The sequence below is a fragment of the Ruegeria sp. HKCCD6157 genome (genome assembly GCF_013110685.1).
Taxonomy (GTDB): Bacteria; Pseudomonadota; Alphaproteobacteria; order Rhodobacterales; family Rhodobacteraceae; genus Ruegeria.
The window spans coordinates 1,034,761-1,059,652 of sequence record NZ_WVRB01000001.1 but is presented as its reverse complement, the minus strand read 5'-3'; the positions used below and the strand labels follow the sequence as shown (position 1 = coordinate 1,059,652).

The following is a 24,892-nucleotide window of genomic DNA, read 5'->3' as shown; positions in this document are numbered from 1 at the left end:
ATCTGCCCGTGGTTCGGAAAATTTGGCACTACGGGCAGATGCAGGACACAAACGCTTTGATACAAATGGCAAATGGGGGGTCTGCCCCACTTGCCGCGGGGGATGAACACGCGCCGCAAGTTGTTCCGCGCACATTGACCGGTCGGCAAAAAGCGGCCGTTGTCGTCCGCCTTCTGTTGAACGAGGGCGCCGATATTCCACTTGAGGAACTGCCTGACGACCTGCAAGAGACATTGACCCATCAACTTGGTCAAATGGGCCTTGTGGATCGCGTCACTCTAGGCGTGGTGGCCCAGGAATTCAGCGACGCTCTGGACAATGTCGGGCTTGCTTTTCCACATGGGCTTGCAGGTGCACTGGATGCGATGAACGGAAAGATCGCACCATCGACGGCCGCGCGCCTGCGCAAGCTTGCCGGGGTGCGCCAGATCGGCGATCCATGGCAACGCTTGCGTGACGTACCCGTTGAGGATCTTGCCAAAATGGCCCAGTCGGAAAGCACCGAGGTGGCGGCCGTCATGCTTTCAAAGATGGATACCGCACAGGCGGCGCAGATGCTGGCCCATATGCCGGGCCCGGTTGCGCGGCGCATTACCTATGCCATCTCGAAAACAACAAATGTCACCCCCGAAGCGGTTGGACGTATTGGCTGGTCGCTGGCCGCGCAACTGGATCAGCGGCCTGCTCAGGCTTTCGACAATGGTCCCGACGCACGCGTGGGCGCGATCCTGAACCAGTCGGCGGCCGCAACACGCGACGACTTGTTGAACGCATTGGACGAGGACGACGCCGAATTTGCGGATCTGGTACGCCAGTCGATCTTCACCTTTGCCCATATCCCAAACCGTATCGCGACCCGCGATGTTCCCGCCATCCTGCGTGAAGTGGAACAGCCGGTTCTTGTCACCGCATTGGCAGGTGCCGCCGCAGATGATGACAAGGCATCCGTTGAATTCATTCTGTCAAACATTTCGTCCCGCATGGCCGATAATCTGCGCGAGGAAATGGCCGAACGTGGGCGCATCAAACAATCGGAAGCCGAAGATGCCATGACACAGGTCGTGGCCGCCATTCGCGTTCTGGTCGATGCCGGTTCCATTGTTCTGATCGAAAACGATGACGAGGAAGATGCAGCCTGACCCCGCGAACCCACGGGTATTGCGCGATCCGGCCACCTGCTGCGGGTTCAGGTTTTCCGCCCGTCTGGGCGCTTGAGCTTGCAGGCATCGGGCTGTATGTCTTCCTCAGCAATTCGCAACACGCGGTGAGACACCTCCATGCCCGTTGAAAAGTCGGAGCTCAGCCGGTTTGAGCTTGGGAAATACTATGTCGCCAACCTGTTTCTTCAGGGGGTCATCCGCGTTATGCGCATGCTTCCCTATGAGCGGCGCATTGCAACAATGGGGACCATCGTGCGGTTTCTGGCACCTGTCGTCGGGTTTCGCAAACGTGTCCGTCGGAATCTGAAGCTGACTTGCCCGGACTTGCCTGAAGCCGAAGTCAGGCAGATCTGCCGCGATGTGCCGGACAATGCCGGTCGTGCGATCATGGAGCATTTTTCACCGGAAGACTTTATCGAACGACAGAGCAAGGCCAAGATTTCTGGGCCAGGTATCGCTGCATTAGACGCGGCTGTTGCCGAGGGGCGTCCGGTCATGATGATTACGGCGCATTTCGGTCACTACCTTGCAGCGCGCATCGCCTTGCAGACATACAGCGGTCAGCCCATCGGCTGCCTGTATCGGCGGATGGCCAACCCGTATTTCAACGACGCTTATGTCGAAGCCTTCTACAAGACAGGCGCCCCGATGTTCGAACAGGGGCGGCGCGGAATGGTCGAGATGGTACGCTCGTTGAAAAAGGGCGGGATCATTGCCATCGTTTCCGATCTTCATGCAATGGGCGGTGAGGAACTGATGTTCTTCGGCAAACCCGCCGTGACATCCGTGCTGAACGCCGAGTTGGCCATCAAATACAATGCCGAGCTGATTCCGTGTTACGCGGTGCGTCAGCCCAACGGTATCGATTTTGAGATCGTTCTGCACGAACCGGTTCCGCACACGGACCCAAAAACCATGACTCAGTTCACCAATGACGATCTGGAAAAGATGGTGCGGCAGCATATGGGGCAATGGTTCTGGATTCACCGTCGCTGGAAACATTGGAACGGGTTGGGCATCAAACCGGAAGAAATGCCCTGATCACTTGACCCGGGTGGCGGCAACAATCGGCCCTTCCCCGGCCCTTTGAACCAGAACGACTGCCGGCAGGTCCAAACCAAGCTGAACCGTGAATGATTGCGATGCAGTTCCATCCCATTGCCCCGCAATCTGCCAGGCCTCAACGACATTGGCATAGTCCAGCTCGTGCCCGGCCAGCTCTCCACGACGGATCGAAGCGTGACGCATGGGAGAATACTGAACCACATGCACGTCATAGGTATCGCCTTTCGGCAACTCGACGGGCGTCACATCCACTGTCACTTCATCGGCTGAGCGCACGGCCGTCACAAGCGCTTCGGGCGCTGCTTTCAGATGCGCTTCGATCAATCGATCAAGTTCACGGGATTGCGCCCCGACGATGTCGTGCTGCCCGTTGATCACCATCTGCGGGGTATAGATCATGGAACGCCCCCCCTCGCGGGCATAAGCCCGCTGCCGAAGCGTATGATCGGGGTTCGCATATTCGTCCTTCCACCCGATATAGTCCCAGTAGTCGACATGCAAAGCCAGCCCTATGACGTCGTCGCGCTTGGCCAAATCGTGCATGATCCGATCCGCCGGCGGGCAGGATGAACACCCCTGAGACGTGAACAGCTCGACCACAACCGCGTCTTCCTCGGCCGCGACCTGTACCGCCACAAGGCAGGAAAACACGGTGGTCAAGGCAATGGATCTGAACATGTGAACTCTCGGGTTGGGCGGTTGGATCTCAGGGATAGCTGCTTTGACACTCAACAGCCAATCAAGGTTTCTTGAGGCTTTGATACATTCCCTCCGCGAAAAAGTGTACAATAGTATACAAAATTGCCTCTCATTGCGTGTTCAGCCTTGAACACGGGGGCTTGGTGATGCAGATAACACTCAGCAAATCCTAATATCCAAGTCATTTGAGAGGGAGGCCACAGATGCCCATCAAAGTCGGACAGGATACCGCCAAAACGCGCCGCAGCCTGAGCGTGAATGGTAAATCCATTTCCTATTATTCGATCCCCGCCGCGCAAGAGGCCGGTCTGGGCGATTTCTCGAAACTGCCTGCCGCACTCAAGGTGGTGCTGGAAAACATGTTGCGGTTCGAGGATGCCGGGTTCTCGGTCTCGGTCGATGACATCAAGGCCTTTGCCGAATGGGGGGCCAACGGTGGCAAAAACCCTCGTGAAATCGCCTATCGCCCTGCCCGCGTACTGATGCAGGATTTCACCGGCGTTCCTGCCGTTGTGGATCTGGCTGCGATGCGTGATGGCATCAAGGCGTTGGGCGGCGACGCGCAAAAGATCAACCCGCTGAACCCGGTCGATCTGGTCATCGACCATTCGGTCATGATCGACGAGTTCGGCAACCCGCGTGCGTTCCAGATGAATGTGGACCGTGAATATGAACGCAACATGGAACGGTACCAGTTCCTGAAATGGGGTCAGGGTGCATTCAACAACTTCCGCGTTGTTCCCCCCGGCACAGGTATCTGCCACCAGGTGAACCTTGAATATCTGGCCCAGACCGTCTGGACCGACACCGATCAGAACGGTGAAGAAGTCGCCTATCCCGACACGCTGGTCGGCACCGACAGCCACACCACCATGGTCAACGGCATGGCCGTGCTGGGCTGGGGTGTCGGCGGGATCGAGGCCGAGGCCGCGATGCTGGGTCAACCGATCTCGATGCTGATCCCCGAGGTCGTGGGCTTTGAGCTGACCGGTGATCTGGTCGAAGGCACCACCGGCACCGACCTGGTTCTGAAGGTCGTGGAAATGCTGCGCGAAAAAGGCGTTGTCGGCAAGTTCGTCGAATTCTACGGCGAAGGCTTGGATCGTCTGCCGCTGGCCGACCGTGCGACCATCGCCAACATGGCCCCGGAATACGGCGCGACATGCGGCTTTTTCCCGATTGACGGCGAAACGCTGCGCTACATGCGCAACACCGGCCGCGACGAGGATCGCATCGCGCTGGTTGAAGCCTACGCCAAGGAAAACGGTTTCTGGCGCGATGAAAACTATGCGCCGATCTACACCGACACCCTGACCCTGGATATGGGCACGATTGTTCCAGCAATCTCGGGGCCCAAACGCCCGCAGGATTATGTTGCGCTGACTGACGCCAAGGCCGCTTTCGCCAAGGAAATGGCCGAGACCTTCAAGCGCCCGATGGGCAAACAGGTCGAGGTCAAAGGCGAAAACTATGGCATGGAATCGGGTAAGGTCGTGATCGCCTCGATCACGTCCTGCACCAACACGTCGAACCCTTACGTGATGATCGGAGCGGGCCTCGTGGCGCGTAAGGCAGCCGCGCTGGGGCTGGATCGCAAACCTTGGGTCAAAACCTCACTGGCACCGGGGTCGCAGGTTGTATCCGCTTACCTCGAGGCCGCGGGCCTTCAAGAGGATCTGGACAAGATCGGCTTCAACCTCGTCGGATACGGCTGCACCACATGTATCGGCAACTCGGGTCCGATCCAGAAAGAAATCTCGGAGGCCATTGCGGAAGGCGATCTGGTCGCCACTTCGGTCTTGTCCGGCAACCGCAACTTCGAAGGCCGCATCTCGCCCGACGTACGCGCAAACTATCTGGCTTCGCCGCCTCTGGTCGTCGTGTACGCCCTGGCAGGCACCATGGACATCGACCTGACATCCGAACCGATCGGTCAGGACAAGGACGGCAACGACGTCTATATGAAAGACCTCTGGCCGACGCAGCAGGAGGTCGCGGAACTGGTCGAACAGACCGTCACGCGCGATGCGTTCCAATCGAAATACGCCGACGTCTTCAAAGGGGACGAGAAATGGCAGTCGGTCGAAACCACCGATGCGGAAACCTATGACTGGCCGCCGACATCGACCTATATCCAGAACCCGCCCTATTTCCAGGGCATGGGCCCCGAACCGGGCACGATTTCCAACATCGAAGGCGCCAAGGTTCTGGCCATTCTGGGTGACATGGTCACGACCGACCACATCTCGCCCGCGGGGTCTTTTGCGACAACTTCGCCCGCAGGCCAGTACCTGATTGAACGTCAGGTTCAGCCGCGTGAATTCAATTCATATGGTTCACGCCGCGGCAACCACGAGGTGATGATGCGCGGCACATTCGCCAACATCCGCATCAAGAACGAGATGCTGGACGGCGTCGAAGGCGGTTACACCAAAGGCCCGGACGGTGAACAGACGTCAATTTATGACGCCTCGATGGCCTATCAGGCGAACGGCACCCCGCTGGTGGTATTCGGTGGCGAGCAATATGGTGCGGGCTCAAGCCGCGACTGGGCGGCCAAGGGCACGGCGCTGTTGGGCGTCAAAGCTGTAATCGCCGAGAGCTTTGAGCGTATCCACCGTTCAAACCTTGTTGGCATGGGGGTCATTCCGTTCGAGTTTACAGGTGGCGACACCCGCAAAACCCTGGGGCTGAAAGGGGATGAAACCGTTTCGATTCACGGGCTGGATACGATCGAGCCGCTACAGGAAGTCCCCTGCACCATCGTTTATGGCGATGGAACCGAAAAGACCATCACCCTGAAATGCCGTATCGATACCGCGCCCGAGATTGAATACATCGAAAACGGTGGCGTGTTGCATTACGTCCTGCGCAATCTTGCGAAGGCATCATAACCGATAGCAAAGCGTGCAATTTAAACCCCCGGCCACCCGCCGGGGGTTTTTTGTATTCTGGTCATTTATTCGAAAACCTGAAACTGTTGGGCAAGGTCATCAACGGAAAACCATTCGCCATGAAGAAACCCAACGCCCTGCTGGTATGTTCGCTCAGCGTAATTGCCGTGGTCGGGATATGGGGTGTCGTGGACATTCAAAGCCTGGTGACCTGGGCAAGCGGCATCGTCCAGCAAACCTTCCACAGCCGCGGCTGGTTCGTGATGCTCGCCGCTTCGGGTATGTTGATCGGATGCCTGTTTCTGGCATTTTCACCCTATGGAAACATTCGCCTTGGCCGGGATGACGAGGAGCCAGAGTTTTCCACCGCCACATGGATTTCAATGTTGTTCTCCGCCGGTATGGGCGTCGGCCTGCTGTTTTGGGCTGTGGCGGAACCGCTGACCCATTTCAACTTCATCTCCGGCATGGCGCCGGATTTCATCGCGGCGCAGCAGGCGATGCTGGCGACAAATTTCCATTGGGGGCTGCATGCCTGGGCGATTTATGGCTCCACCGCGCTGACAATTGCCTATTTCAGCTTCCGGCGCGGTACCGGGATGATGGTCAGTGCGCCGATCAAAAACCTGTTTCCCGGTGAACGCTGGGCTGAACGCGTCGGGTGGCTTTCGGACTTCATGGCGATCATCGCCATTGCCATTGGTGTCGGTGGCTCCATGGCCATGGGCGTGTTTCAGGTGGCAGACGGCATCGCAGTGCTGGGCGGTCGGGAAACGGTCGGCGCCCTTTTGATTGGTGTCGTGTTTCTGGCAATGGTTGCTGCGTATATCCCGGCACTCATGATCGATCTGGGCCAGGGCATGGCGCGCCTGTCCAATGCCGCCATGCTGATCGCAATCGGCCTTGTTGCCTACACGGTGGTCCTTGGCCCCACCGAATACCTTCTGAATACCATCGTTCAGGGGTTCGGCGACTATGTCACCAATGTCATTCCCAGGGGATTTCAGACCTTTACGTTCTTCAGCGATGACGTCACCAGATGGTTCAGCGACTGGACCCTGACCTACATGGTCTGGTGGATTGCCTGGGGCCCGTTCGTGGGCGTCTTTGTCGCCCGCATCTCTCGCGGTCGCACGATACGGGAATTCGTGATCGGCGTCCTGTTCGCCCCCACGCTGTTTTCAATCCTCTGGTTCGGTGCCTTTGGTGGCATTGGCCTGTTCGAGGCACTCAATGGTGCGGGCGAATTGCTGGCCTATACGCATACAAACATCGAACGCGTAACCTTCGCCCTGCTCGACCGACTTCCACTTTCCGTGATCACCACGCTTGCAACGGTACTGGCCGCCTTTCTATTCATCGTGACCAGCGTCGTAAGCGCGGCATTTGTTCTGGGCACCTTCTCGACGGGCGGGGACGAGAACCCCCCGCCGCGTGTGCGTCTGATCTGGGGGGGATTGCTGGGATTGCTGAGCGTTGCAATGATCCTTTCGGGATCCGTCGACTCGGTTAAGATCCTCATCTCGCTTGGCGCTTTGCCCTTTGTCTTCATTTCGGTCCTGCTGATGGTTTGCCTGTTCCGCGGGCTCAGAGAGGAGGGCCAACGCAATGCTGATCGGTGATCTCACGGACACATTGATGAACCTTGTCACCTTCGCGTTCATCGCGGCAATGCTCTGGATATTACTGCGCAAGTGACAGCATTCCGGCAGCGCAAAAAATCAACGTTGAATCCTGGGCGCTTTGCCGGTCATCTGAGTTCATGGAAAAAGTTGCACTCATAACCGGCGGTGCCCGTGGAATTGGGCGGGCAATAGTCGAAGACCTGCGCGGTGATCACCATGTCGCCTTCACCTGGTTGGCCAGCCACCCCGATTCAGAATTGCTGAAAGGCGACGTTCTGGCGATTCAATCGGACCTTACAAAAGACAACCAACCCGCCCGGGTGGTCGAAAAGGTCATCGATCACTTCGGGCGACTGGACGTGATCGTGAACAACGCCGGTCTTGTTCGCTCCACTCCGAAACAAGAGTTTCAGGCCGAGGACCATCGCGCCATTCTTGACCTCAACGTGCTGGCCCCCGCCGCGTTGCTTGCCGCGGCATTGCCGCATCTGAAACGCGGCGCTTCGATCGTCAGCATCTCGTCGATGAACGCAACATTGCCACCGCGCGACGCCGCGACCTATGGGGCGAGCAAGGCCGCGCTGAACCTCTGGACGCGCGCCATGGCGAAAGAGCTTGGCCCGGACGGAATCCGCGTCAACGCGGTTGCACCGGGTGCGATCAACATCCCCGAATCCCCCCGTCCTGACGATCTGACATCGCTATTCGTCAAGGAAACGGCGCTGGGCCGGATCGGAACTCCGGAAGACATCGCCAGGGTCGTTCGGTTTCTGGCCTCGGACGCGGCGGGATTCGTAACCGGAGAGGTTCTGGGCGTGACCGGAGGCTATCGCTTGTAACGTGGCTTAAACCTCATTTTCCAAATTGCTCAACCGCCCGCAGCCTTTTCCAACGCCGGACGCAGAGTGTTTTCAATCACACGCTGCGTGATCGGGCCGGCAAAGCGCAGAATGATCATGCCGTCGCCATCAACCACATAGGTTTCGGGAACGCCGTAAAGGCCCCAATCCAATGCCATGCGCCCCTTTTCATCACGTCCAATCGCGGCGTAGGGATCGCCAAGTTCGGTCAAAAACGTCTCAGCCTTGACTAACTCGTCTTTGTAGTTGATGCCATAGACTGGGATGCCTTCGGCGGCCAGGGCTTCCAGATTGGGATGCTCGGCGCGGCATGGCGCGCACCAACTGGCCCAGTAGTTGACCAGCTTGACCTCACCGTCACGAAGGGTCGCGTCGTCGAACATCGTCTTGCCCGGAAACTCGGTAAGAACGACCGGAGGCGCGGGCTGACCCTGACGGGTTGACGGCAGCGTGTCGTCCGAGCCGTCTTGCAATTGCACTAGAGCCAACACGGCGAAAGCGCCAAAAATCAAAGGCGGCGCGATCATCAGGGGCGATATCTTAGCCATTTCGCGAAATCCTTTGTTCGATCTTTTCCATTTCAGTGCGTACCTTGCGCCCTCGCATCACGCTGAACACGATCAATGCCACCAGCAGCACGATGGACACGGCATAAGACGACAAAACCGCGTCAGCATATTTTCCAAGATCGGGGATCATCCGCCCACCCTTTCCCGCGCCTGCAACGCCTTTATGCGACGCGCGCGGATTTCAGTTCCGGTGCGGTACAGCACCAAAGCGATGAACAGCAGCACAAATCCGATGATGCACAGCAACAGCGGATAGAAGTAGATATTGCTGACTTTTTCTTCCGTATCGGTCCCGGTCACCGCTGCCGCGCGCATGACCGATGCGCCCTGATGCAGGCCCTGGTTCCAGAAGTTGACCGCATATCGGCTGAGCAGCGCGAACACGGATCCGACCAGACACAGAACCGAGGTCAGGTCCGCCGCAGTGTCCGGATCCTCGATGGCTTCCCACAATGCGACATAGCCAAGATAGAACAGGAACAGGATCAGAAACGACGTCAGGCGCGGATCCCACGCCCACCAGGTGCCCCACATGGGCTGTCCCCAGATCGCCCCTGTCAGCAACGCAATCAGGGTCATCACGATCCCGATCGGCGCAGCCGCCCGTGCCGCCAGCGCGCTGACATGATGACGCCGCACCAGCCAGACCAGAGAAGTCGCCAGCATCATCAGCCAGCAATTGATCGCCATCAGGGCCGCCGGGACGTGCAGATAGATGATCTTGACCGTCGACCCTTGTTTGTAGTCGTCCGGCGTGAAGAAGAACCCCCAAACCAGCCCGACGACGATGCTTAAAATCGAGACAATCCAGAAAAACGGCAGGACACGTTCACTGGTCGCAAGAAACTTGCGCGGGTTGGCGTATTCCCAGAGGGCATTGGCTTTGGCTGCTATCGACATGGGCCCTATCTAGTCCGAGTTGGGGGGTTTCTCAATTGACATCAGTCAAAATTGGGACGGTTCACCGCAGATTGATACGCAACACAGCCGCGCTGGCGAAGGGCAACAATGCGATGGTGGCCGCCGTGATCCCCGCCAGCATCAACAACGGCGTCTGCACGTCCATCCCCGTTGCCCCACGCCGGGCGACCTCGGCCCCGAAAATCAGGGTGGGGACATAAAGCGGCAGCACCAGAAGCGACAACAGCAATCCGCCGCGCTTGAGACCGACGGTCAGGGCAGCCCCGAACGTTCCGATCACGCTCATGGCCGGGGTGCCGATCAGCAGCGAGATGACAAGCCAGAAGAACCCCTGTGCAGGCAGGTTCAGCAAGACCCCCAGGAAAGGTGCGGCCAGAACCAAAGGCAGGCCTGTGGTCAGCCAGTGGGCCAGCGCCTTGATGGTCACGACAGATTCCAGTGGCAGCGGCGCCGTGACCAGCAGGTCCAGTGATCCGTCCTCCCAGTCCAGCGCCAGAAGACGGTCAAGAGACAGCAGGCAAGCCAGCAACGCCCCCAGCCAGAGCACACCGGGCGCGATGGTGGACAGCAGTGACGATTGTGGCCCCACTGCAAAAGGCACCATTACGGTCACGATCAGGAAAAAGGCCAATCCCAAACCAAACCCGCCACCCGCACGGAAGGCCAGTTTCAGGTCGCGCAGCAGAAGGGCGATCACAGGAAACCTCCGTCGAAATCGTCAATGGGTTTGGGTTTGGCCTTGTTCGGGCCGACGTCCAGAACCTCACCATCCAGACCAAGGTCGATATGGGTCGCGATCAGGGCTGACCCACCCTGCCCCAGATGCGCGCGGACTGCATCGGCGAACATCTGCACCGCATTTCTGTCCAGCGAAACGGTCGGCTCGTCCAGCATCCAGATCGGCCGCCCGGTGACCAGCATGCGTGCCAGCCCCAGCCGCCGTTTCTGACCTGCCGACAGGTTCCCTGCATGGCGATCCGCCAGCTCGTTCAACTGGAACGCGTCCAGCGCCGTCTGGATGCCGTTTGTGCCAAAGACAGAAGCCCAGAACGTCAGGTTCTCGGATACAGTCAGCGTCGGTTTCAGCCCGTCCGAATGGGACGCATATGCAATCTGGTCTTCCGCGCCCTGGATCTGACCCTTCAGCGGCGGCTGCAAACCAGCCAATGTGCGAAGAAGGGTCGTTTTACCGATCCCGTTCGGCCCACGCAGAATCAGCGCTTTGCCAGGAGGCAGCTGAAAGCTGAGATGCTCCAGGACGGGAATGCCACCACGGGTGATCGACAGGTCGGTTACAATCAGAGTCATGAGACCCGCTTATCGGAATGTCATCAGAGGCAAAAGGTGGGATTTGCCGCAGTTCGGTTGTGGGAGCTCTGAGCAGAGAGGTCCGAGTGAGGGGCCAGCCCCTCACACACCCCGGGATATTTTCAGCCAGATGAAGGGATCCCGTCAGACCGGGATCAGAGCAAGCGCTATTCGGCGACCTTCAGAGAGCAAGACATTGTAGGTGCGGCACGCAGCCGGAGAATTCATGATTTCGACGCCGACACCGGCACTCTCCAGTTGGGTGCGCAAAGACTGGGGAATGTGGGCCATGTCTTTGCCCGTACCGACAAGCAGAACGTCAATTTCATCAGCCAGTTCCAGAAGTGGCTGCGCATCTTCATAGCCGCCCCAGGTGGCAGGTCCTGCGGGGCCGGTCAGAACGGCGCCCTCGAACACATCACCGCCGATGCGGAAAAACCCGGGGCCATAGCCATCAACCGGCTTGGCATCCGAAAACGTAACTTGGTTCAGGCGCATTCCTTCCCTCCTTCAATCCAGGATCGGCAAACCGGAAACGACTGCTATCAGAATGACCGAATAAGCCGCGGCGCGATAGATCCGTTCGAGCTTTGGATCGAACAGAGCCTTGCCGATCAATGTCGTGGTCAGATAGGGCACGCCCAGCAGCAGGACAATCCAAAGGATCGACAGATCCGCAGCGCCTCCGATCAGGATGCTGAAGACGATGGCCACGTCCAGCAAAGCCAGAAAGATGATCGTGTTGGCACGAATCTTGCGCACATCTGAAGAGCTGGCCAGATAGAATACGATAACGACCGGGCCGGTCAGCCCGGTCATGCCGCCGATCACGCCTGCGCTGCCTCCGATGGCCAGCCGTCCGGGCACACCCAGCCGCCCCTGCCAGCGCCAGCCAGTGACGATTGCCAACAGGGTCACGCCGGTGATACCGCAGGCAATCCAGCGCAGAACGACCGTGTCGGCCTGTGCCATGACCCAAAGGCCAAGCGGCACGGTCAATGCCGCTGCAACGCCCAAAGTGCTGATTTCCGTCTTGTCGCATTCACGCCATGCCTGTGGCGCCAGCGCAAAGGTCGATACGATCCCGGTGGCTGCCATCAGAAAGACGACATCTGCAATCGGCAGAAATTGAGTGGCCACCGGAACAAAGATCATCGCGGTGCCAAAACCAGTGAAGCCGCGGACAAGTCCCGCGGCTCCGATGGTAAGAACCAACCAACCCAGCCCCGGCAGGGACAAGGCCTGTTGCAACGCCTCAGGCATCGATATTGGCAAACTGGTTGCCCGCCGTGTTCGACGGCTTGGACCAGTCGCGCTTGACCCCGAGCCACAACAGGATGGTCGAGGCGACGAAGACCGATGAATAGGTGCCCACGATCACGCCCCAGATCATCGCGAATACGAAGCCGCGGATCACATCGCCACCCAGAACATAAAGTGAGATCAACGCCAGCAATGTGGTGACCGAGGTCATCACCGTCCGGCTGAGCGTTTCGTTGATCGAAATGTTCAGCACCTCTTTGAGGTCTTTCTTTTTGTACTTCCGCAGATTCTCTCGCACCCGGTCGAAAACGACCACGGTATCGTTCAGCGAATAACCGACGATGGTCAGAAGGGCCGCTATAATGGCCAGATCAAACCGGATTTGCAGTTCCGAGAAGATGCCGATGGTCAGGATCACATCGTGAACCAGTGCCGCCACGGCCCCCAGCGCAAACTGCCATTCGAACCGAAGCCAGATATAGACAAGCACGGCACCAATCGCCAAAGCCACCGCGATAACGGCGGTCTGGATCAGCTCGCCAGAAACTTTGGGGCCCACGGATTCTACGGAGACGAACTGAATATCAGGTATTACCTGCTGCAACGCGCCCTCCACGGCGGTGATGGTCGCTGCTTCGACGGCCTCGGCATCTTCCTGCGCCTGGATGCGGATCATCGCAACGTTTTCGTCATCCGCAAAGGTTGGATCGAAAATCTCGGTGATGGTCACATCGCCCAGTTCCAGCGGGGCGATGGCATCTCGGTATGTGCCCACATCGATCTCGACCGCGCTTTGCGTCCGGATCGTCGTGCCACCCCGGAAATCAATACCGAAATTCAGCCCTTGCAGCATGAACGAGGTGAAGGCAATCACCATCATCAGGCCGGAAATGCCCAACCAGACCTTCCAGCGGTTGAAGAAATCGAACGAGGTGTTCTGGGGTACGAGTTTCAGTCTCATGTCAAACCTCGATCGTTTTCGGACGGCGGCGTTCGAACCATATCACGATCATCAGGCGCGTCACGAAGATCGCGGTGAAGACCGAAGTCAGAATGCCGAGGCCCAGAGTGATTGCAAAGCCGCGCACCGGGCCACTGCCCATGGCAAACAGGATCACGGCGGTGATGAATGTGGTCACGTTCGCATCCAGAATGGCAGACAGCGCCTTTTCATAGCCCAGTTCGATTGCGCGCGCCGGACCTTTGGCGGATTTCAATTCCTCGCGGATACGTTCAAAGATCAGCACGTTGGCGTCCACCGCCATACCGACAGTCAATACGATCCCCGCGATACCCGGCAGGGTCAAGGTTGCTCCGATCATGGACAGCAGACCGAACAACAGGCCCACATTGATGATCAGCGCGATGTTGGCGAAGATCCCGAACAGACCATAGCTGAGCGCCATGAAAACCAACACCGCGACAAAGGCCACGATGGTGGCGACTTTGCCCGCGTCGATACTGTCCTGCCCTAACTCGGGTCCGATGGTACGTTCTTCGAGGAATTCCAAACCGGCAGGCAGTGCGCCCGCTCGCAGCAGGACGGCCAGGTTGGTGCTTTCCTCAACCGTAAAGTTCCCGGTGATGATGCCCGAGCCGCCCGGAATATGACTTTGGATCACGGGGGCTGAAATCACTTCATCGTCCAGAACGATGGCAAAGGGGGCTCCGATATTGTCGCGGGTGTAATCCCCAAATTTGCGCGCACCAGACGTGTTGAACCGGAAGTTGACCGCAGGGCGGCCGTTTTGGTCGAATGCGGGCTGCGCATCGACCAGTTCCTCTCCGGTAACGACTGGAGCGGACTCAATTGTGTAGTAAACACCGCTTTCGTCAATCGACGGCACGATTTCCTCGCCGATGCCTGCAACGGCATCCGGATCGGTGCCGCGTCCGGCAACCGGGTTAAAGGTCAGTTGCGCCGTCGTGCCGATGATCTCTTTCAACTCACCCGCGCTGCCGATGCCAGGCACCTGAATCAGGATACGATCGGCACCCTGACGCTGAATGGTCGGCTCTCGGGTTCCCACTTCGTCGATCCGGCGGCGGATGATTTCCAACGATTGACGCACTGTGCGGTCGTCTGAGGCTAGTTTTTCTGCCTCGGACAACTGAACGACAATCGTGTCGCCTTCGGCACGTGCCTCGATATCCGTTGCCCCGACACCAGTCAGGGTCTGCACTTGACGGGCAAGACCGCGCACGACCTCCAGTGCCCGCGCCATGCCCTCAGGCTGGCTGATGCGCACGCGAATCTCATCTGGGGCCGATTCCTGACGGCGGACCGTCCCAACGGTCGAACGCTCATCGCGCAGGGCGTCACGGATATCTGGCCACATCGCCTCCATCCGGGATTCGTAGACGTCCTGCACCTGAACTTCGGCCAACAGATGTGCACCGCCGCGCAGGTCAAGGCCCAGATTGACCAGTGACGAGGGCAGCCAGTTCGGCCATTGCCCCGCCTCGGCCTGCAACTCGGGCGTGTCCACGCCCAGCTCGATCGCAGCTTTGGCGTCGTTTGATTGCTCGACCCGTGTATAAAACGCATTTGGCAGGGCCATGATCAGGCCAGTCACGCAGACCAGCCAGATCAGAACCCGCTTCCAGGTATCAATGTGCAGCATTACCCTGCCTTTTCAAGGATTTGTAAGGTGATGTTATTTCGCAGGTTCGGTTTTGTTCAGAACCTGAGCGATGGTCGATTTAACCACACGCACTTTAACACCTTCGGCGATCTCGACTTCGATCTCGTTTTCGCCTTCCTTGACCTTCGACACTTTGCCGATCAGCCCGCCTTGGGTGACAACCTGATCCCCCCGACGCACGGCATCGACCATGGCCTGATGTTCCTTCATTTTCTTCTGCTGCGGACGGATCAGCAGGAAATACATGATCGCAAAGATCAGGATAAGCGGGAGAAACTGGGCGATTGCGCCACCTTCCATGGGATATTCCTTTGTTCAGATCTTGCGGCACCGTTCCGCAAATTTTGCCGGAACCTATGCTTTGAAATGCGTGTTTGCAAGCAAAGGTGGTCATGTGATCGGCCGCAACCTGACAAAGGTGCCACATGAACCGTTCAATCGTTGCAGATATGTCCTATGCAGATATCTCAATTTGGCTATAGTCGAACATCAGGGGGGGCAATGAGAGCTAGATACAACCTATTCCAATCGTTGACGCTTTTGCTGTCTCTGCTGAGCTTGATCCTGTGTCTGGCCGCACCGGTGAAGGCCCAGGAATTGCCTGCCGAAGCCACCGAACCCGAGGCGGAAGAAACCGAAAGTTTCAAGGCGCCCGTCATCGTGGACGGCGACATGTTGTTCTTCCTGCGCGGCTCCAGCGCCCTGCCCGCGCCGGAACGTGCCGAAAGCGTGCAGAACAAGATCATTGAGGTGGCCGAAGCCTCGGAAAGCCCCACAGTCGACATCACCTTTGAAGAAACCGACCTGGGTATACGCATTCGCGCCGACGGTGAAATCGTATCGATCGTGACGGTTGCGGACGCCGAACTGGACCAGATGGAGCTGGACGTCCTCGGCTTTTTGCATGGTCAGGCCATCGAAGAGGCCATCCTTGCCTACCGCTCCAACCGTACAGATCAAGCCCGGGTATCCGGAGCGATTGAAGCCGCCGGATGGACCTTAGGCTTTGTCGTCTTCGTGCTGGTTATCCTTTGGCTGCACCGGCGGATCAGGCGGCGCACTCTGAAATTGGTGAAGCGTTATTTGAAGGATGTCGAAACGGCGACGGCCAAAAGCGTTCAGGCCGAAGCAATCGCCGCCCTGATCCGATACGGGCTGAATTTTGCCCTGTTGGTCATCTTCTTTCTCGGCTTCTACTACTACCTGTCCTTCGTTCTGCTGGCCTTTGCGGAAACACGCTATTTCGCGCAACTGCTGCTGACCTATCTGACAGAACCGGTACTGCTGATATTCAAGGGAATACTCAGCTATATCCCAAACCTGATTATGCTCAGCCTGATCGCATGGGTCACGTTGTACATCATCAAGGGCATGCGCGTGTTCTTCGACGCGGTCGAAGCCGGTTCGTTCGAAATGGGCGATTTTGAAAAACACTGGGTCAATCCGACGTTCAACATCGCACGGGTTGTCGTGATTCTGATCGCGCTGGTCTTTGCCGTTCCCTACATTCCCGGTTCGGATTCGGCCGCCTTCCAGGGTCTGACCATTCTGGTCGGCGCCATGCTGTCGCTGGGTGCCAACTCGGTCGTGTCCAACATGCTGGCAGGGCTGTTCGTGATCTATCGCCGCTCCACGTCAATCGGCGACCGCATTCAGATCGGAGAGCATATCGGCGACGTGGTTCAGATCAAACTGATGGAGACGCATCTGAAATCCATCAAGAACGAGCTGATTTCGATCCCGAACGCCCAGTTGATGAATTCGGACGTCGTGAATTTCTCGAAGAAAACCGATGGCAGTGGGTTGCTGCTGCACACGACGGTGGGCATCGGATATGAAGAACCGCCCGAAAAGGTCGAAGCGATGCTGATCGAGGCGGCCAACCGCACCAAGGGCATCAAGTCCAAGCCTGAACCTTTCGTGTTGTGGACGGCGCTGGCCGACTACGCCATCAATTATCAGATCAACGGTTACACCACCCGCGGCAGCATCATTCCGAAAATCCGCTCGGACCTGCATCGCAACATTGTCGCCGTTTTCAACGAGAACAAAGTGCAGATCATGACGCCATCTTACATGGCTGATCCGCCAGAACCAAAAATCCCGGCCGAGGACTGGGACGGACATCTGGCACATGAAACCCACGACGAGGCCGATAAGTCGTAACCGGCGCTACACCCTGCCCCACAGATGGTGCATAAGCGGTTTCAGTGATTCACGCATTCAAGGATCTGAGACATGCACGACATCCGCGCCATTCGCGAAAACCCTGCCGCTTTCGACGCCGCTTTAGCGCGCCGTGGGGACGTGCCGGTGTCGTCAGATTTGCTCAGGTTGGACGAAAGCCGCCGCGCCAAGATTCTGGCGGCCGAAACAGCGCAAGCCGAACAGAACAAAGCGTCCAAGGAAGTCGGGGCTGCCAAAGCTCGAGGCGACGAAGCCGAATTCGAACGCCTGCGCGCGCTGGTCGCCGAGAAAAAGGCCGAAATCGCGCGTATGCAGACCGAGGCCAAGGATCTGGATGCCCTGCTGACGGATCAGTTGATCCGGATCGCAAATCTGCCCGCCGAGGATGTGCCGGATGGCGTGGATGAAAACGACAATGTCGAGATCAGCCGCTGGGGCACACCGCGTGAACTGGATTTTGCGCCCAAGGAACACTTCGAGATCGAAGCCGTTCAGCAAGGCATGGATTTCGAAACCGCGGCCAAACTCTCGGGTTCGCGATTTGTGCTGTTGTCCGGTGGAGTCGCTCGTATTCATCGCGCTTTGGCGCAGTTCATGCTGGATACGCATATCACCGAAAACGGGCTGACCGAGGTGAATGGCCCGGTTCTGGTTCTGTCCGAGATGATGCAGGGCACCGGCCAATTGCCGAAATTTGGCGAAGACAGCTATCAGACCCGCGAAGGCTGGTGGCTTATCCCGACCTCCGAAGTGTCGCTGACCAATATCGTAAACGACAGTTTGATCGAGGAAAGCTATCTGCCCCGCCGCTACACCGCGCATTCCCTGTGCTTCCGGTCCGAGGCCGGATCCGCGGGCAAAGACACCCGCGGGATGTTGCGGCAACACCAGTTCGAAAAGGTCGAGATGGTTTCGATCACACATCCGGACAAATCGGATGAAGAACAAAAGCGCATGCTGCGCTGCGCCGAGGGCATTCTGGAAAAGCTGGGCATTCCTTACCGCACTGTCATCCTGTGTACCGGTGACATGGGCTTTGGCGCCCGCCGCACCTATGATATCGAGGCCTGGTTGCCCGGTCAGGACACCTATCGCGAGATCAGCTCGGTTTCGACCTGTGGTGATTTCCAGGCCCGCCGCATGAACGCAAGGTTCCGCCCCGAAGGTGGCGGCAAGCCGGAATACGTCCATACGCTGAACGGTTCGGGTTTGGCCGTTGGGCGTTGCCTGATTGCCGTGCTGGAAAATGGCCAGAACGCGGACGGCACCGTGACCCTGCCCGAAGTCCTGAGCCCCTATCTGGGCGGCAAACTGACCCTGCAACTGGACGGCACACTGGCCTGAAAAACGAAACCGGCACCACCGGGCGCCGGTTCACAATGCAAGACGGGGCGAAGGAATTTATTTCTTCGCCTTTTTCTTATCCTTCTTGCTATCTTTCTTCTTGTCACTTTTTTTCTTGCCCTTCTCGGCGTCTTTTTTGCCCTTCTTGGCGTCTTTTTTCTTTTCGTCCTTTTTCGATTTTTTGCCCTTCTTGGACTTTGCTTTCACCTTATCCTTGGCCTTGGAAAACGCTGCTTCCATTTCTTTGCGTTTCTTGGCGGCTTTTTCAGCTTTCGCCTTGGCCTTGGCCTTTTTCTTGGCGGCGGCTTCGGCTTTTTCGGCCGCCGCTTGTTCCTCTGCCGCTTTGCGTGCAGCTTCTTCCGCCCGTTTTTCTGCCGCTACAGCGGCCACGGTCTTGCGCGGGGCGGCTTTTCGTGTCGCCGCCTTTCGGGCGGCTGGTTTTGCGGCTGCTGGCTTCCGTGCCGCTGGCTTTCGTGCCGGCGCCTTGCGCGCGGCAGGTTTCCCGGCAGTGGGTGTTGCGGCTATTGCGGCTTTTGCGGCTTCGATCAATACGGCGGCTCGGCTCTCACCGACCCGAGGAACCTTGACCAGATCTGCGGGTGACGCCTTCGCTATCGCTTCTGCGGTCTTAAAGCCATTGGCTGCAAGGGCTTTTTCCAGCGCCTCTCCCACACCTTTTACGTCGGTCACTGCAGTCATCTAAGGGTCCTTTCTCTATCGCCCTGCCTCATCGCGTATACATTGGAAATGCATGTCCGCCAGTTCAGCGCTTGCCTTCTCAGAGCCAATGGATCAGCTATGCGCCAACCCAGCGGTTCGGTCATTTTTCGGGAATGGCACGAGGCGTTTCGCATCCTCATCCCAAAGCTTGAGGTTCAAAGCCGCCACTGCCTCGGGGAACTTGATCCGACGAGGCGTGAATTCAGGCGGCAGGTTATAGTGGCAGGCCCGCAACCGGTACGACGGGATACGTGCGTTGTAATGATGGATGTCATGTAGCGTGATGCAGGCGACGGCAGTATCGAACCACCATCCGAAATCCAGTGCAGAAGATCCGTGCAACGCTGCAGTCTGCGGGTTCAGATCAGGACGGCGATCCCAATAGGTATCTTCAAAATTGTGTTGCAGATACACGAGAAACACACCCAGCATTCCGCCCAGAAAAGAAAACACCAGCCAGACCAGAATTCCGGTCATGCCCGCCACCAGGTACAACAGGCCCAAAAATACGATGATCGAGGCATTGTGCAGCAAGACGCCTTTGACACCGAAACGAACAGTGTTCTTGGGCCAGCGATAGCGAATGAAATATGTGAACAGCGCACCGACCGGCACCAGGATGAAAGGGTTTCGATACAGCCTGTAAAACAAACGAGTTTTCCAGTCCGCGTCCTGCCATTCCCGCAATGTCATGGTGTGAATTTCGCCGGTCTCACGATGCTCAAGGTTTCCGATCCCCGCGTGGTGCAGATTGTGGTTCTGTTTCATCACCTCGAACGGTGCAAAGGTGAATGGCGAAAGACCATGCCCTGCCCATTCGTTCTGCATTCGCGTTTCAAACAGCGAATGGTGCCCGCAATCATGTTGCAGCACATAAAGGCGTACCGCCGAAAAGGCGAAGACGATCCCGGCCGGGATCATGATGTACCAGCGATCCACGAATACGATCGCCAGAGACAGCGATGCGAAATACACCGCAAACGTGCCAAAATAGCTCAGTGCAGCCAATCTGTTGTCCTGAACTGCGTAGTGTCTTGTGTATTCCCTCAGATCCATCCAGTCCGCTCCCCACGATGGCCCTGTTTTAAGCTGTTAAAAATCCAGGCGCGGCTTGACCGCGTGCAAGCAATGCATGTGCTGACAGCTGCACACACGCGAATGCTAGCGCGCAGAACAGGGGCTGTCACGCCCTCAGAGCGAAAACGCTGAAAATTGGCGCAGTTACGCGCTGGCGTCAGGATCACCGGCACTGAAAAACGCGAGCCTCTCAAAAGAAGGAAGCGCCCGAGAAATACTGCCCTGAAGTGTCTCGAAAAGCTTCAACCGCATTCGCATGCCCCTCTGAGTTGACGCGTGGAGGCTACCGATCAGAAAAACAAACAGTATTTTCAGGCTTGTTGATTGACTTTATCGAGAAATATTTTGCCATTTGCGCCATTCATCTGCGTCTCGCTTGCGGGGTGCTCTTTTAACGGCTTCGGCACCTCATCCTCTGCCGCCATCTTGACTGGCAATGCAGTCTTGCACGAGTTGCGCGGTCGCGGGTTGCACCTGGATTCAGGATCGCAGTTTGGTCTATGGGGAACGCAGCGGCGTGAACATCGCCTTGCGCTCTGATCCTGCCAAGGCACTGCCTGTCGAGGTCAACGCAGGTGTACAGCGCCGCATAACAACGCTGGTTCCGCCCATATCGCGCAATCAAAACAAACGACCCAATGATGAGGCGGTCAGTTTGGTTTCGACATTTGACCTGACCTATGACTATGCCGACGCTTCCAAAGGTCTTTTCGGAGGTCGAACGCGAATTGCAATGATCTTCGCGCCAGGTTCAGCCGCGACCGAACTGGCGACGGCCATTGAACAGGGCAATGGGACGTCGGAGGGTATCGCCAATGCCGCAGAAGCGAACCGCGCATTCGTCCTTGGGAACGATTGAGTCAGTCTGCCTGTGTCATCAAAGCCCTGAGTCCGGTGCGCAGCTTACCCGCGCCCCTTTAGATGCTTGGCCAATGCGCCCGCGTTTTTCTTGCGTCGACCCTTGTAGGGGTTCTTGTCCCCTTGCCCGCGCAGCGTCAGGCGGATCGGTGTTCCGGGCATGTCGAAATCCTGCCGTAAACCGTTCACCAAATAACGGGTATAGCTTTCAGGCATTTTGTCGGGATGCGAACACATCACCACAAACCCCGGAGGTCGGGTCTTGGCCTGCGTCATGTAGCGCAGTTTGATCCGGCGTCCCTGTGGGGCTGGCGGCGGATGTTGTTCCAGCATCGCGGTCAGCCACCGGTTCAGAGCGGCAGTCGGCACCCGGCGGTTCCAGACGTCATGGGCGCGCAGGATCGCGGCGCGCAAACGCTCCAGTCCCCGGCCCGTCTTGGCGGAAACCGTGATCAGCGGCGCGCCGCGCAGTTGCGGCAGCAGCCGGTCAAACGACTCTTTCAACTCGCGCAGCTTTTCCTGCTTGTTGTCTTCGATGTCCCACTTGTTGACGGCGACGACAACGGCCCGGCCTTCGCGCTCGGCCAAATCGGCAATCCGCAGATCTTGCTGTTCAAACGGGATCGCGGCGTCCAGCAACACAACGACGACCTCGGCAAATTTTACCGCGCGCAGGCCGTCGGACACGGAAAGCTTTTCCAGCTTTTCCTGTACTTTTGCCTTCTTGCGCATCCCTGCGGTGTCAAAGATCCGCATCGGCGTACTTTGACCATCCGGGTCAGCCCAGTCGATTCGCAAACTGATTGCGTCACGCGTGATCCCGGCTTCTGGCCCGGTCAACAGACGGTCTTCGCCGATGATCTTGTTGATCAAGGTGGATTTGCCCGCATTCGGACGCCCCACCACCGCAACCTGCAAGGGCTTGGCTGCGGTGATCGGCGGCGTCTCGCCCTCACCGTCTTCGTCCAGTTCAATGTCCGTTTGCGGGGCGTCCTCGACCTGTTTTTCCTCTGCCGCATCTGCCAGAGGCATCAGCTGCGCATAGAGGTCCGTCATCCCTTCACCGTGTTCGCCCGACAAGCGGACCGGTTCACCCAGACCAAGGTTGTAAGCTTCCAGAACACCCGCATCTGCAGCATTGCCTTCGGCCTTGTTGGCCGCAAGGATCACGTGCTTGGACCGTTTGCGCAGGATTTCTGCGAACATTTCATCCGTTGGTGTCACACCCACGCGCGCGTCGATCATGAACAGGCAGACATCAGCCATGTCCACGGCACGTTCCGTCAGACGGCGCATCCGCCCCTGAAGGCTGTCATCCGTCGCATCCTCAAGACCCGCCGTATCAATCACTGTAAAGCGCAGATCGCCCAGACGCCCTTCGCCTTCGCGCAGGTCACGCGTCACGCCGGGCTGGTCGTCGACCAAGGCCAGACGTTTGCCCACAAGGCGGTTGAACAGGGTGGATTTGCCCACATTCGGGCGCCCCACGATGGCGAGGGTCAGCGACATGATACTCAACTTTCAAGACTCAAGGAGCGCCCTTTAGCGCATCTTGCCGTCAACGGAAAGCGTGTAGATCCCCCTTGGAGGAAACGACATACAGCGTTTGCCCGGCAACAACCGGAGCCGTAGTTGCACCTCCGGGAACTTCGACCTGGTGAACCAGTGCCCCGTTAACCGGATTGAAGAAGCGCAGATACCCGTCATTGGACGCAATCACAATACGGCCTCCGGCCAGGATCGGACCGTAATGTGCAAAGATCGGTCCGCGGCGGCCTCGCTTGTCCTTGACAAAGCTTGGCAGATCCTGCGCCCAGATGACCGAGCCATCGGCCGCATTCAAGCGCGCCAGCTGACTGCGGTCACTGATCAGGAAGATGCTGTTGCCTGCGGGCCAGACAGTGTCGACCGCGCCTTCATCGGCGGTCCAGCGGCGTTCACCGGTGGCAGCGTCAAAGGCAACGGTCCGGCCAGAATGGTTGCCGATATAGATTGTGTTTCCGACAACCATCGGACTGCCGGTCACGTCAACGATCTGCGCGGCGGCCCGTCCCCGCCGCCCGCCTGCGACCGACGCATTCCAGCGACGGATGCCCCCACGGCGGAAGGTGGCCGCAACATCGCCGGACCCGAATGCAAACACTGCCAGGTCCGAGGCAATCACCGGTGCCGGTGCGCCCAGAACGTTACCGACGCTGGGCGTGCCTTCGATTTGCCAGGCGATACGCCCATCCTTGGTGTTGATGGTCCACCCGGTTTCGTCCCCCGCAACCAGGTACAACAACCCGTCATTGACCATCGGAGAGCCGCTTCCGGTTGCGTCCAATCGCTTCTGCCACCGCACGGCGCCCGTTTTTGCATCCAATGCGGTCAGTCGCCCGAACCCGGAGGACACATAGAGAACGCCGTTCGAATACGCCATGCCGCCACCGGTGGCGTCTGCATCACCGTCGCTTGGCGGAACCAGATCGGTATCCCAGGCCAACTGGCCCTGCGGCGTGACCGCTGACACCGTCGCCCTCGCATCCAGTGTATAGATCAACCCGCCCGCAACCACCGGTTCGGCGGTGATACGTTGCTTGCGCGAGTCGCCCTGCCCGATCGACACAGACCAGACCCGCTGTGGCGTGCCACGCAGTGCTGCGTTCGAGGTTCGGTAAGCAGCCGTACCAGGGCTTTGCGGCCAGCTGGCATTCGCTTTTTGAGCTGGCAGGCTGATGGGCTGAGAGCCGCTTTTTTCCACTGTTTCCAGATCAGACGCCGGACGGATGTCTTCACGTTCTCCGGGCAAGATCGCTTCGGGAGGTTCACAGGCGGTCAATGCGGTCAAAGCCAGTGCCGCAACCGGCAATCCCGCGCGGGAAATTAGTCTTGTTACCATGATGTTCCGAACTCGCCTGTCATTAAGTCTTTTGTCCCGCCTGGTCAGCCCTGTTGCGCCACCAATGGCTCGGGTTCGCCGCCCAACGCAACTATCAGCTGGGCCGCACGCTGTTGCAGATCAATACCGACCTCGGCGTCCTGACGCAGCGCCTGCAAGCGGTCCAGTGCCGCATCGACATTACCCTCGGACACGTCGATCAGGGCCAACTGCTCTTCGGCCAGCAGTCGAAGGGGCGCACCTGGCGCTGCCAGCGCTTCGAACTGCTGCCGACGGTCGGCGGCGGGCAAGGTGTCGCTTTGCAACAACAGCGCCTTGAAGCTTGCGATCGCACGATAGATTTCGGGCAAATCCCCCTGCACGGCAACCGCGTTCAGACTGTTGACCGCCTCTTCGCGCGATCCCGCTTCAAGCTGGGACGCAGACAGCAGCATGTTCAGAACAGCATTCCCGCCCGGCGACTGCGCTTCGATTTCCCGCAAACCGGCCGCCCGTGCATCAGAATCGTTTTCCGACAGGGCCGCCAGAATCGAGTCACCCAGATCCTGCGCCTGCGCCGTATCGCGGGATTTGCGGTATTCATTGAACGCCGCACCGCCAACAATCAGCGCGACCGCCGCCACACCAATCCAGCCCCAGCGGCGCAGCAGCAGATACATCCGGTCACGGCGTACCTCTTCCGTGACCTCATCAATGAAACTGTCGGTGTCGCTCATTCCTGCCCCCTGGGCTGTGTGTCTTGCATAAGTGCGCCATGTCATACCCCGACACCAACGCCAAGCCAAGGGTCCGATTTTGCGCATTTTCACCGCTTGG

The 24,892-nt window shown here is 58.2% G+C and carries 24 protein-coding genes and 1 pseudogene; 8 read left to right on the top strand and 17 right to left on the bottom strand.

Going from position 1 to position 24,892, the window contains the following annotated elements:
- Positions 1–65 precede the first annotated feature (65 nt).
- The gene (locus GS612_RS04935; RefSeq protein WP_253286136.1) at positions 66–1,139 is read left to right on the top strand and encodes a flagellar motor switch protein FliG; all 1,074 of its coding nucleotides are present in this window, start codon (positions 66–68) and stop codon (positions 1,137–1,139) included.
- 138 nt (positions 1,140–1,277) lie between these two features.
- Positions 1,278–2,201 (top strand): lysophospholipid acyltransferase family protein, encoded by a 924-nt coding sequence (locus GS612_RS04930; RefSeq protein ID WP_171639265.1) that lies wholly within the window; start codon positions 1,278–1,280, stop codon positions 2,199–2,201.
- Here GS612_RS04930 and GS612_RS04925 read toward each other — a convergent pair whose 3' ends face one another.
- The gene (locus GS612_RS04925) at positions 2,202–2,903 is read right to left on the bottom strand and encodes a thioredoxin family protein (protein ID WP_171639264.1); all 702 of its coding nucleotides are present in this window, start codon (positions 2,901–2,903) and stop codon (positions 2,202–2,204) included.
- A 224-nt stretch (positions 2,904–3,127) separates the two neighbouring features.
- On the opposite strand from GS612_RS04925, the gene acnA reads away from it, so the two are divergent.
- From acnA to GS612_RS04910, 3 genes are all read left to right on the top strand, one after another.
- On the top strand, positions 3,128–5,818 hold the full coding sequence (acnA, locus tag GS612_RS04920; protein WP_171639263.1) for an aconitate hydratase AcnA: 2,691 nt from the start codon (positions 3,128–3,130) through the stop codon (positions 5,816–5,818).
- A 119-nt stretch (positions 5,819–5,937) separates the two neighbouring features.
- The gene (locus GS612_RS04915; protein WP_171639262.1) at positions 5,938–7,440 is read left to right on the top strand and encodes a BCCT family transporter; all 1,503 of its coding nucleotides are present in this window, start codon (positions 5,938–5,940) and stop codon (positions 7,438–7,440) included.
- Positions 7,441–7,580: 140 nt separating this feature from the next.
- Positions 7,581–8,282, top strand: a complete 702-nt coding sequence (locus GS612_RS04910) for an SDR family NAD(P)-dependent oxidoreductase (RefSeq protein WP_171639261.1) — start codon at positions 7,581–7,583, stop codon at positions 8,280–8,282.
- 29 nt (positions 8,283–8,311) lie between these two features.
- Here the strand turns inward: GS612_RS04910 and GS612_RS04905 are convergent, their stop codons facing one another.
- The 10 genes from GS612_RS04905 to yajC all read right to left on the bottom strand — a co-directional run bounded on the left by GS612_RS04905 (position 8,312) and on the right by yajC (position 15,309).
- Positions 8,312–8,851, bottom strand: a complete 540-nt coding sequence (locus GS612_RS04905; protein ID WP_171639260.1) for a DsbE family thiol:disulfide interchange protein — start codon at positions 8,849–8,851, stop codon at positions 8,312–8,314.
- Positions 8,844–9,002 (bottom strand): heme exporter protein CcmD, encoded by a 159-nt coding sequence (ccmD, locus tag GS612_RS04900; RefSeq protein WP_171115312.1) that lies wholly within the window; start codon positions 9,000–9,002, stop codon positions 8,844–8,846. Before ccmD ends, GS612_RS04905 begins: the two co-directional genes overlap by 8 nt.
- Positions 8,999–9,772, bottom strand: coding sequence for a heme ABC transporter permease (locus tag GS612_RS04895; protein ID WP_171639259.1), 774 nt, complete (start codon positions 9,770–9,772; stop codon positions 8,999–9,001). Before GS612_RS04895 ends, ccmD begins: the two co-directional genes overlap by 4 nt.
- 61 nt (positions 9,773–9,833) lie before the next feature.
- On the bottom strand, positions 9,834–10,490 hold the full coding sequence (gene ccmB, locus GS612_RS04890; RefSeq protein ID WP_171639258.1) for a heme exporter protein CcmB: 657 nt from the start codon (positions 10,488–10,490) through the stop codon (positions 9,834–9,836).
- Entirely contained in the window at positions 10,487–11,101 is a 615-nt protein-coding gene (gene ccmA / locus GS612_RS04885) for a heme ABC exporter ATP-binding protein CcmA (protein WP_152458363.1), read from the bottom strand. The genes ccmB and ccmA overlap by 4 nt, the downstream gene beginning before the upstream one ends.
- Before the next feature lie 144 nt (positions 11,102–11,245).
- Complete coding sequence (locus GS612_RS04880; RefSeq protein WP_171639257.1) at positions 11,246–11,599, bottom strand: Mth938-like domain-containing protein; 354 nt, start codon at positions 11,597–11,599, stop codon at positions 11,246–11,248.
- Positions 11,600–11,611: 12 nt separating this feature from the next.
- Positions 11,612–12,376 carry a TSUP family transporter gene (locus GS612_RS04875; RefSeq protein WP_371809292.1) on the bottom strand — a complete coding sequence of 255 codons (765 nt, stop codon included), beginning with the start codon at positions 12,374–12,376 and terminating at the stop codon, positions 11,612–11,614.
- Positions 12,357–13,325, bottom strand: coding sequence for a protein translocase subunit SecF (gene secF, locus GS612_RS04870; protein WP_171362646.1), 969 nt, complete (start codon positions 13,323–13,325; stop codon positions 12,357–12,359). Before secF ends, GS612_RS04875 begins: the two co-directional genes overlap by 20 nt.
- 1 nt (position 13,326) lies before the next feature.
- Complete coding sequence (secD, locus tag GS612_RS04865; protein ID WP_171639255.1) at positions 13,327–14,988, bottom strand: protein translocase subunit SecD; 1,662 nt, start codon at positions 14,986–14,988, stop codon at positions 13,327–13,329.
- A gap of 33 nt (positions 14,989–15,021) precedes the next feature.
- A complete protein-coding gene (yajC, locus tag GS612_RS04860; protein ID WP_152458368.1) occupies positions 15,022–15,309 on the bottom strand; it encodes a preprotein translocase subunit YajC in 288 nt (95 codons plus the stop codon).
- Positions 15,310–15,510: 201 nt separating this feature from the next.
- On the opposite strand from yajC, the gene GS612_RS04855 reads away from it, so the two are divergent.
- Both GS612_RS04855 and serS read left to right on the top strand, forming a co-directional pair.
- Entirely contained in the window at positions 15,511–17,175 is a 1,665-nt protein-coding gene (locus tag GS612_RS04855) for a mechanosensitive ion channel family protein (RefSeq protein WP_171639254.1), read from the top strand.
- A 72-nt stretch (positions 17,176–17,247) separates the two neighbouring features.
- Positions 17,248–18,540, top strand: coding sequence for a serine--tRNA ligase (serS, locus tag GS612_RS04850; RefSeq protein ID WP_171639253.1), 1,293 nt, complete (start codon positions 17,248–17,250; stop codon positions 18,538–18,540).
- 57 nt (positions 18,541–18,597) lie between these two features.
- On the opposite strand, the gene GS612_RS20690 is transcribed toward serS, so the two are convergent.
- The 3 genes and pseudogenes from GS612_RS20690 to GS612_RS04840 form a co-directional block, all read right to left on the bottom strand.
- A complete protein-coding gene (locus tag GS612_RS20690) occupies positions 18,598–18,930 on the bottom strand; it encodes a hypothetical protein (protein ID WP_371809331.1) in 333 nt (110 codons plus the stop codon).
- Positions 18,931–19,083: 153 nt separating this feature from the next.
- A pseudogene (locus GS612_RS20685) lies at positions 19,084–19,239 on the bottom strand (helix-hairpin-helix domain-containing protein); the annotation flags it as partial.
- Between the two features lie 93 nt (positions 19,240–19,332).
- On the bottom strand, positions 19,333–20,316 hold the full coding sequence (locus tag GS612_RS04840) for a fatty acid desaturase (RefSeq protein ID WP_171115297.1): 984 nt from the start codon (positions 20,314–20,316) through the stop codon (positions 19,333–19,335).
- 514 nt (positions 20,317–20,830) lie between these two features.
- Here GS612_RS04840 and GS612_RS04835 point away from each other — a divergent pair.
- Positions 20,831–21,196: a hypothetical protein gene (locus GS612_RS04835; protein ID WP_216603504.1), complete on the top strand. Its 366-nt coding sequence runs from the start codon at positions 20,831–20,833 to the stop codon at positions 21,194–21,196.
- Between the two features lie 44 nt (positions 21,197–21,240).
- Here GS612_RS04835 and der read toward each other — a convergent pair whose 3' ends face one another.
- Genes der through GS612_RS04820 form a run of 3 tightly spaced genes read right to left on the bottom strand, consistent with a single transcriptional unit; the run spans position 21,241 to position 24,792 of the window.
- Complete coding sequence (der, locus tag GS612_RS04830) at positions 21,241–22,704, bottom strand: ribosome biogenesis GTPase Der (RefSeq protein ID WP_171639250.1); 1,464 nt, start codon at positions 22,702–22,704, stop codon at positions 21,241–21,243.
- A 49-nt stretch (positions 22,705–22,753) separates the two neighbouring features.
- Complete coding sequence (locus tag GS612_RS04825) at positions 22,754–24,076, bottom strand: PQQ-like beta-propeller repeat protein (protein WP_171639249.1); 1,323 nt, start codon at positions 24,074–24,076, stop codon at positions 22,754–22,756.
- 44 nt (positions 24,077–24,120) lie between these two features.
- Positions 24,121–24,792, bottom strand: a complete 672-nt coding sequence (locus tag GS612_RS04820; RefSeq protein WP_171639248.1) for a hypothetical protein — start codon at positions 24,790–24,792, stop codon at positions 24,121–24,123.
- Positions 24,793–24,892: the final 100 nt, after the last annotated feature.

Bases quoted from the DNA above. Each gene is read 5' to 3' on its own strand.
- GS612_RS04935 (WP_253286136.1), top strand. From the start codon at position 66: ATGGCAAATGGGGGGTCTGCCCCACTTGCCGCGGGGGATGAACACGCG.
- GS612_RS04930 (WP_171639265.1), top strand. From the start codon at position 1,278: ATGCCCGTTGAAAAGTCGGAGCTCAGCCGGTTTGAGCTTGGGAAATAC.
- GS612_RS04925 (WP_171639264.1), bottom strand. From the start codon at position 2,903: ATGTTCAGATCCATTGCCTTGACCACCGTGTTTTCCTGCCTTGTGGCG.
- acnA (WP_171639263.1), top strand. From the start codon at position 3,128: ATGCCCATCAAAGTCGGACAGGATACCGCCAAAACGCGCCGCAGCCTG.
- GS612_RS04915 (WP_171639262.1), top strand. From the start codon at position 5,938: ATGAAGAAACCCAACGCCCTGCTGGTATGTTCGCTCAGCGTAATTGCC.
- GS612_RS04910 (WP_171639261.1), top strand. From the start codon at position 7,581: ATGGAAAAAGTTGCACTCATAACCGGCGGTGCCCGTGGAATTGGGCGG.
- GS612_RS04905 (WP_171639260.1), bottom strand. From the start codon at position 8,851: ATGGCTAAGATATCGCCCCTGATGATCGCGCCGCCTTTGATTTTTGGC.
- ccmD (WP_171115312.1), bottom strand. From the start codon at position 9,002: ATGATCCCCGATCTTGGAAAATATGCTGACGCGGTTTTGTCGTCTTAT.
- GS612_RS04895 (WP_171639259.1), bottom strand. From the start codon at position 9,772: ATGTCGATAGCAGCCAAAGCCAATGCCCTCTGGGAATACGCCAACCCG.
- ccmA (WP_152458363.1), bottom strand. From the start codon at position 11,101: ATGACTCTGATTGTAACCGACCTGTCGATCACCCGTGGTGGCATTCCC.
- GS612_RS04880 (WP_171639257.1), bottom strand. From the start codon at position 11,599: ATGCGCCTGAACCAAGTTACGTTTTCGGATGCCAAGCCGGTTGATGGC.
- secF (WP_171362646.1), bottom strand. From the start codon at position 13,325: ATGAGACTGAAACTCGTACCCCAGAACACCTCGTTCGATTTCTTCAAC.
- secD (WP_171639255.1), bottom strand. From the start codon at position 14,988: ATGCTGCACATTGATACCTGGAAGCGGGTTCTGATCTGGCTGGTCTGC.
- yajC (WP_152458368.1), bottom strand. From the start codon at position 15,309: ATGGAAGGTGGCGCAATCGCCCAGTTTCTCCCGCTTATCCTGATCTTT.
- GS612_RS04855 (WP_171639254.1), top strand. From the start codon at position 15,511: ATGAGAGCTAGATACAACCTATTCCAATCGTTGACGCTTTTGCTGTCT.
- serS (WP_171639253.1), top strand. From the start codon at position 17,248: ATGCACGACATCCGCGCCATTCGCGAAAACCCTGCCGCTTTCGACGCC.
- GS612_RS04840 (WP_171115297.1), bottom strand. From the start codon at position 20,316: ATGGATCTGAGGGAATACACAAGACACTACGCAGTTCAGGACAACAGA.
- der (WP_171639250.1), bottom strand. From the start codon at position 22,704: ATGTCGCTGACCCTCGCCATCGTGGGGCGCCCGAATGTGGGCAAATCC.
- GS612_RS04825 (WP_171639249.1), bottom strand. From the start codon at position 24,076: ATGGTAACAAGACTAATTTCCCGCGCGGGATTGCCGGTTGCGGCACTG.
- GS612_RS04820 (WP_171639248.1), bottom strand. From the start codon at position 24,792: ATGAGCGACACCGACAGTTTCATTGATGAGGTCACGGAAGAGGTACGC.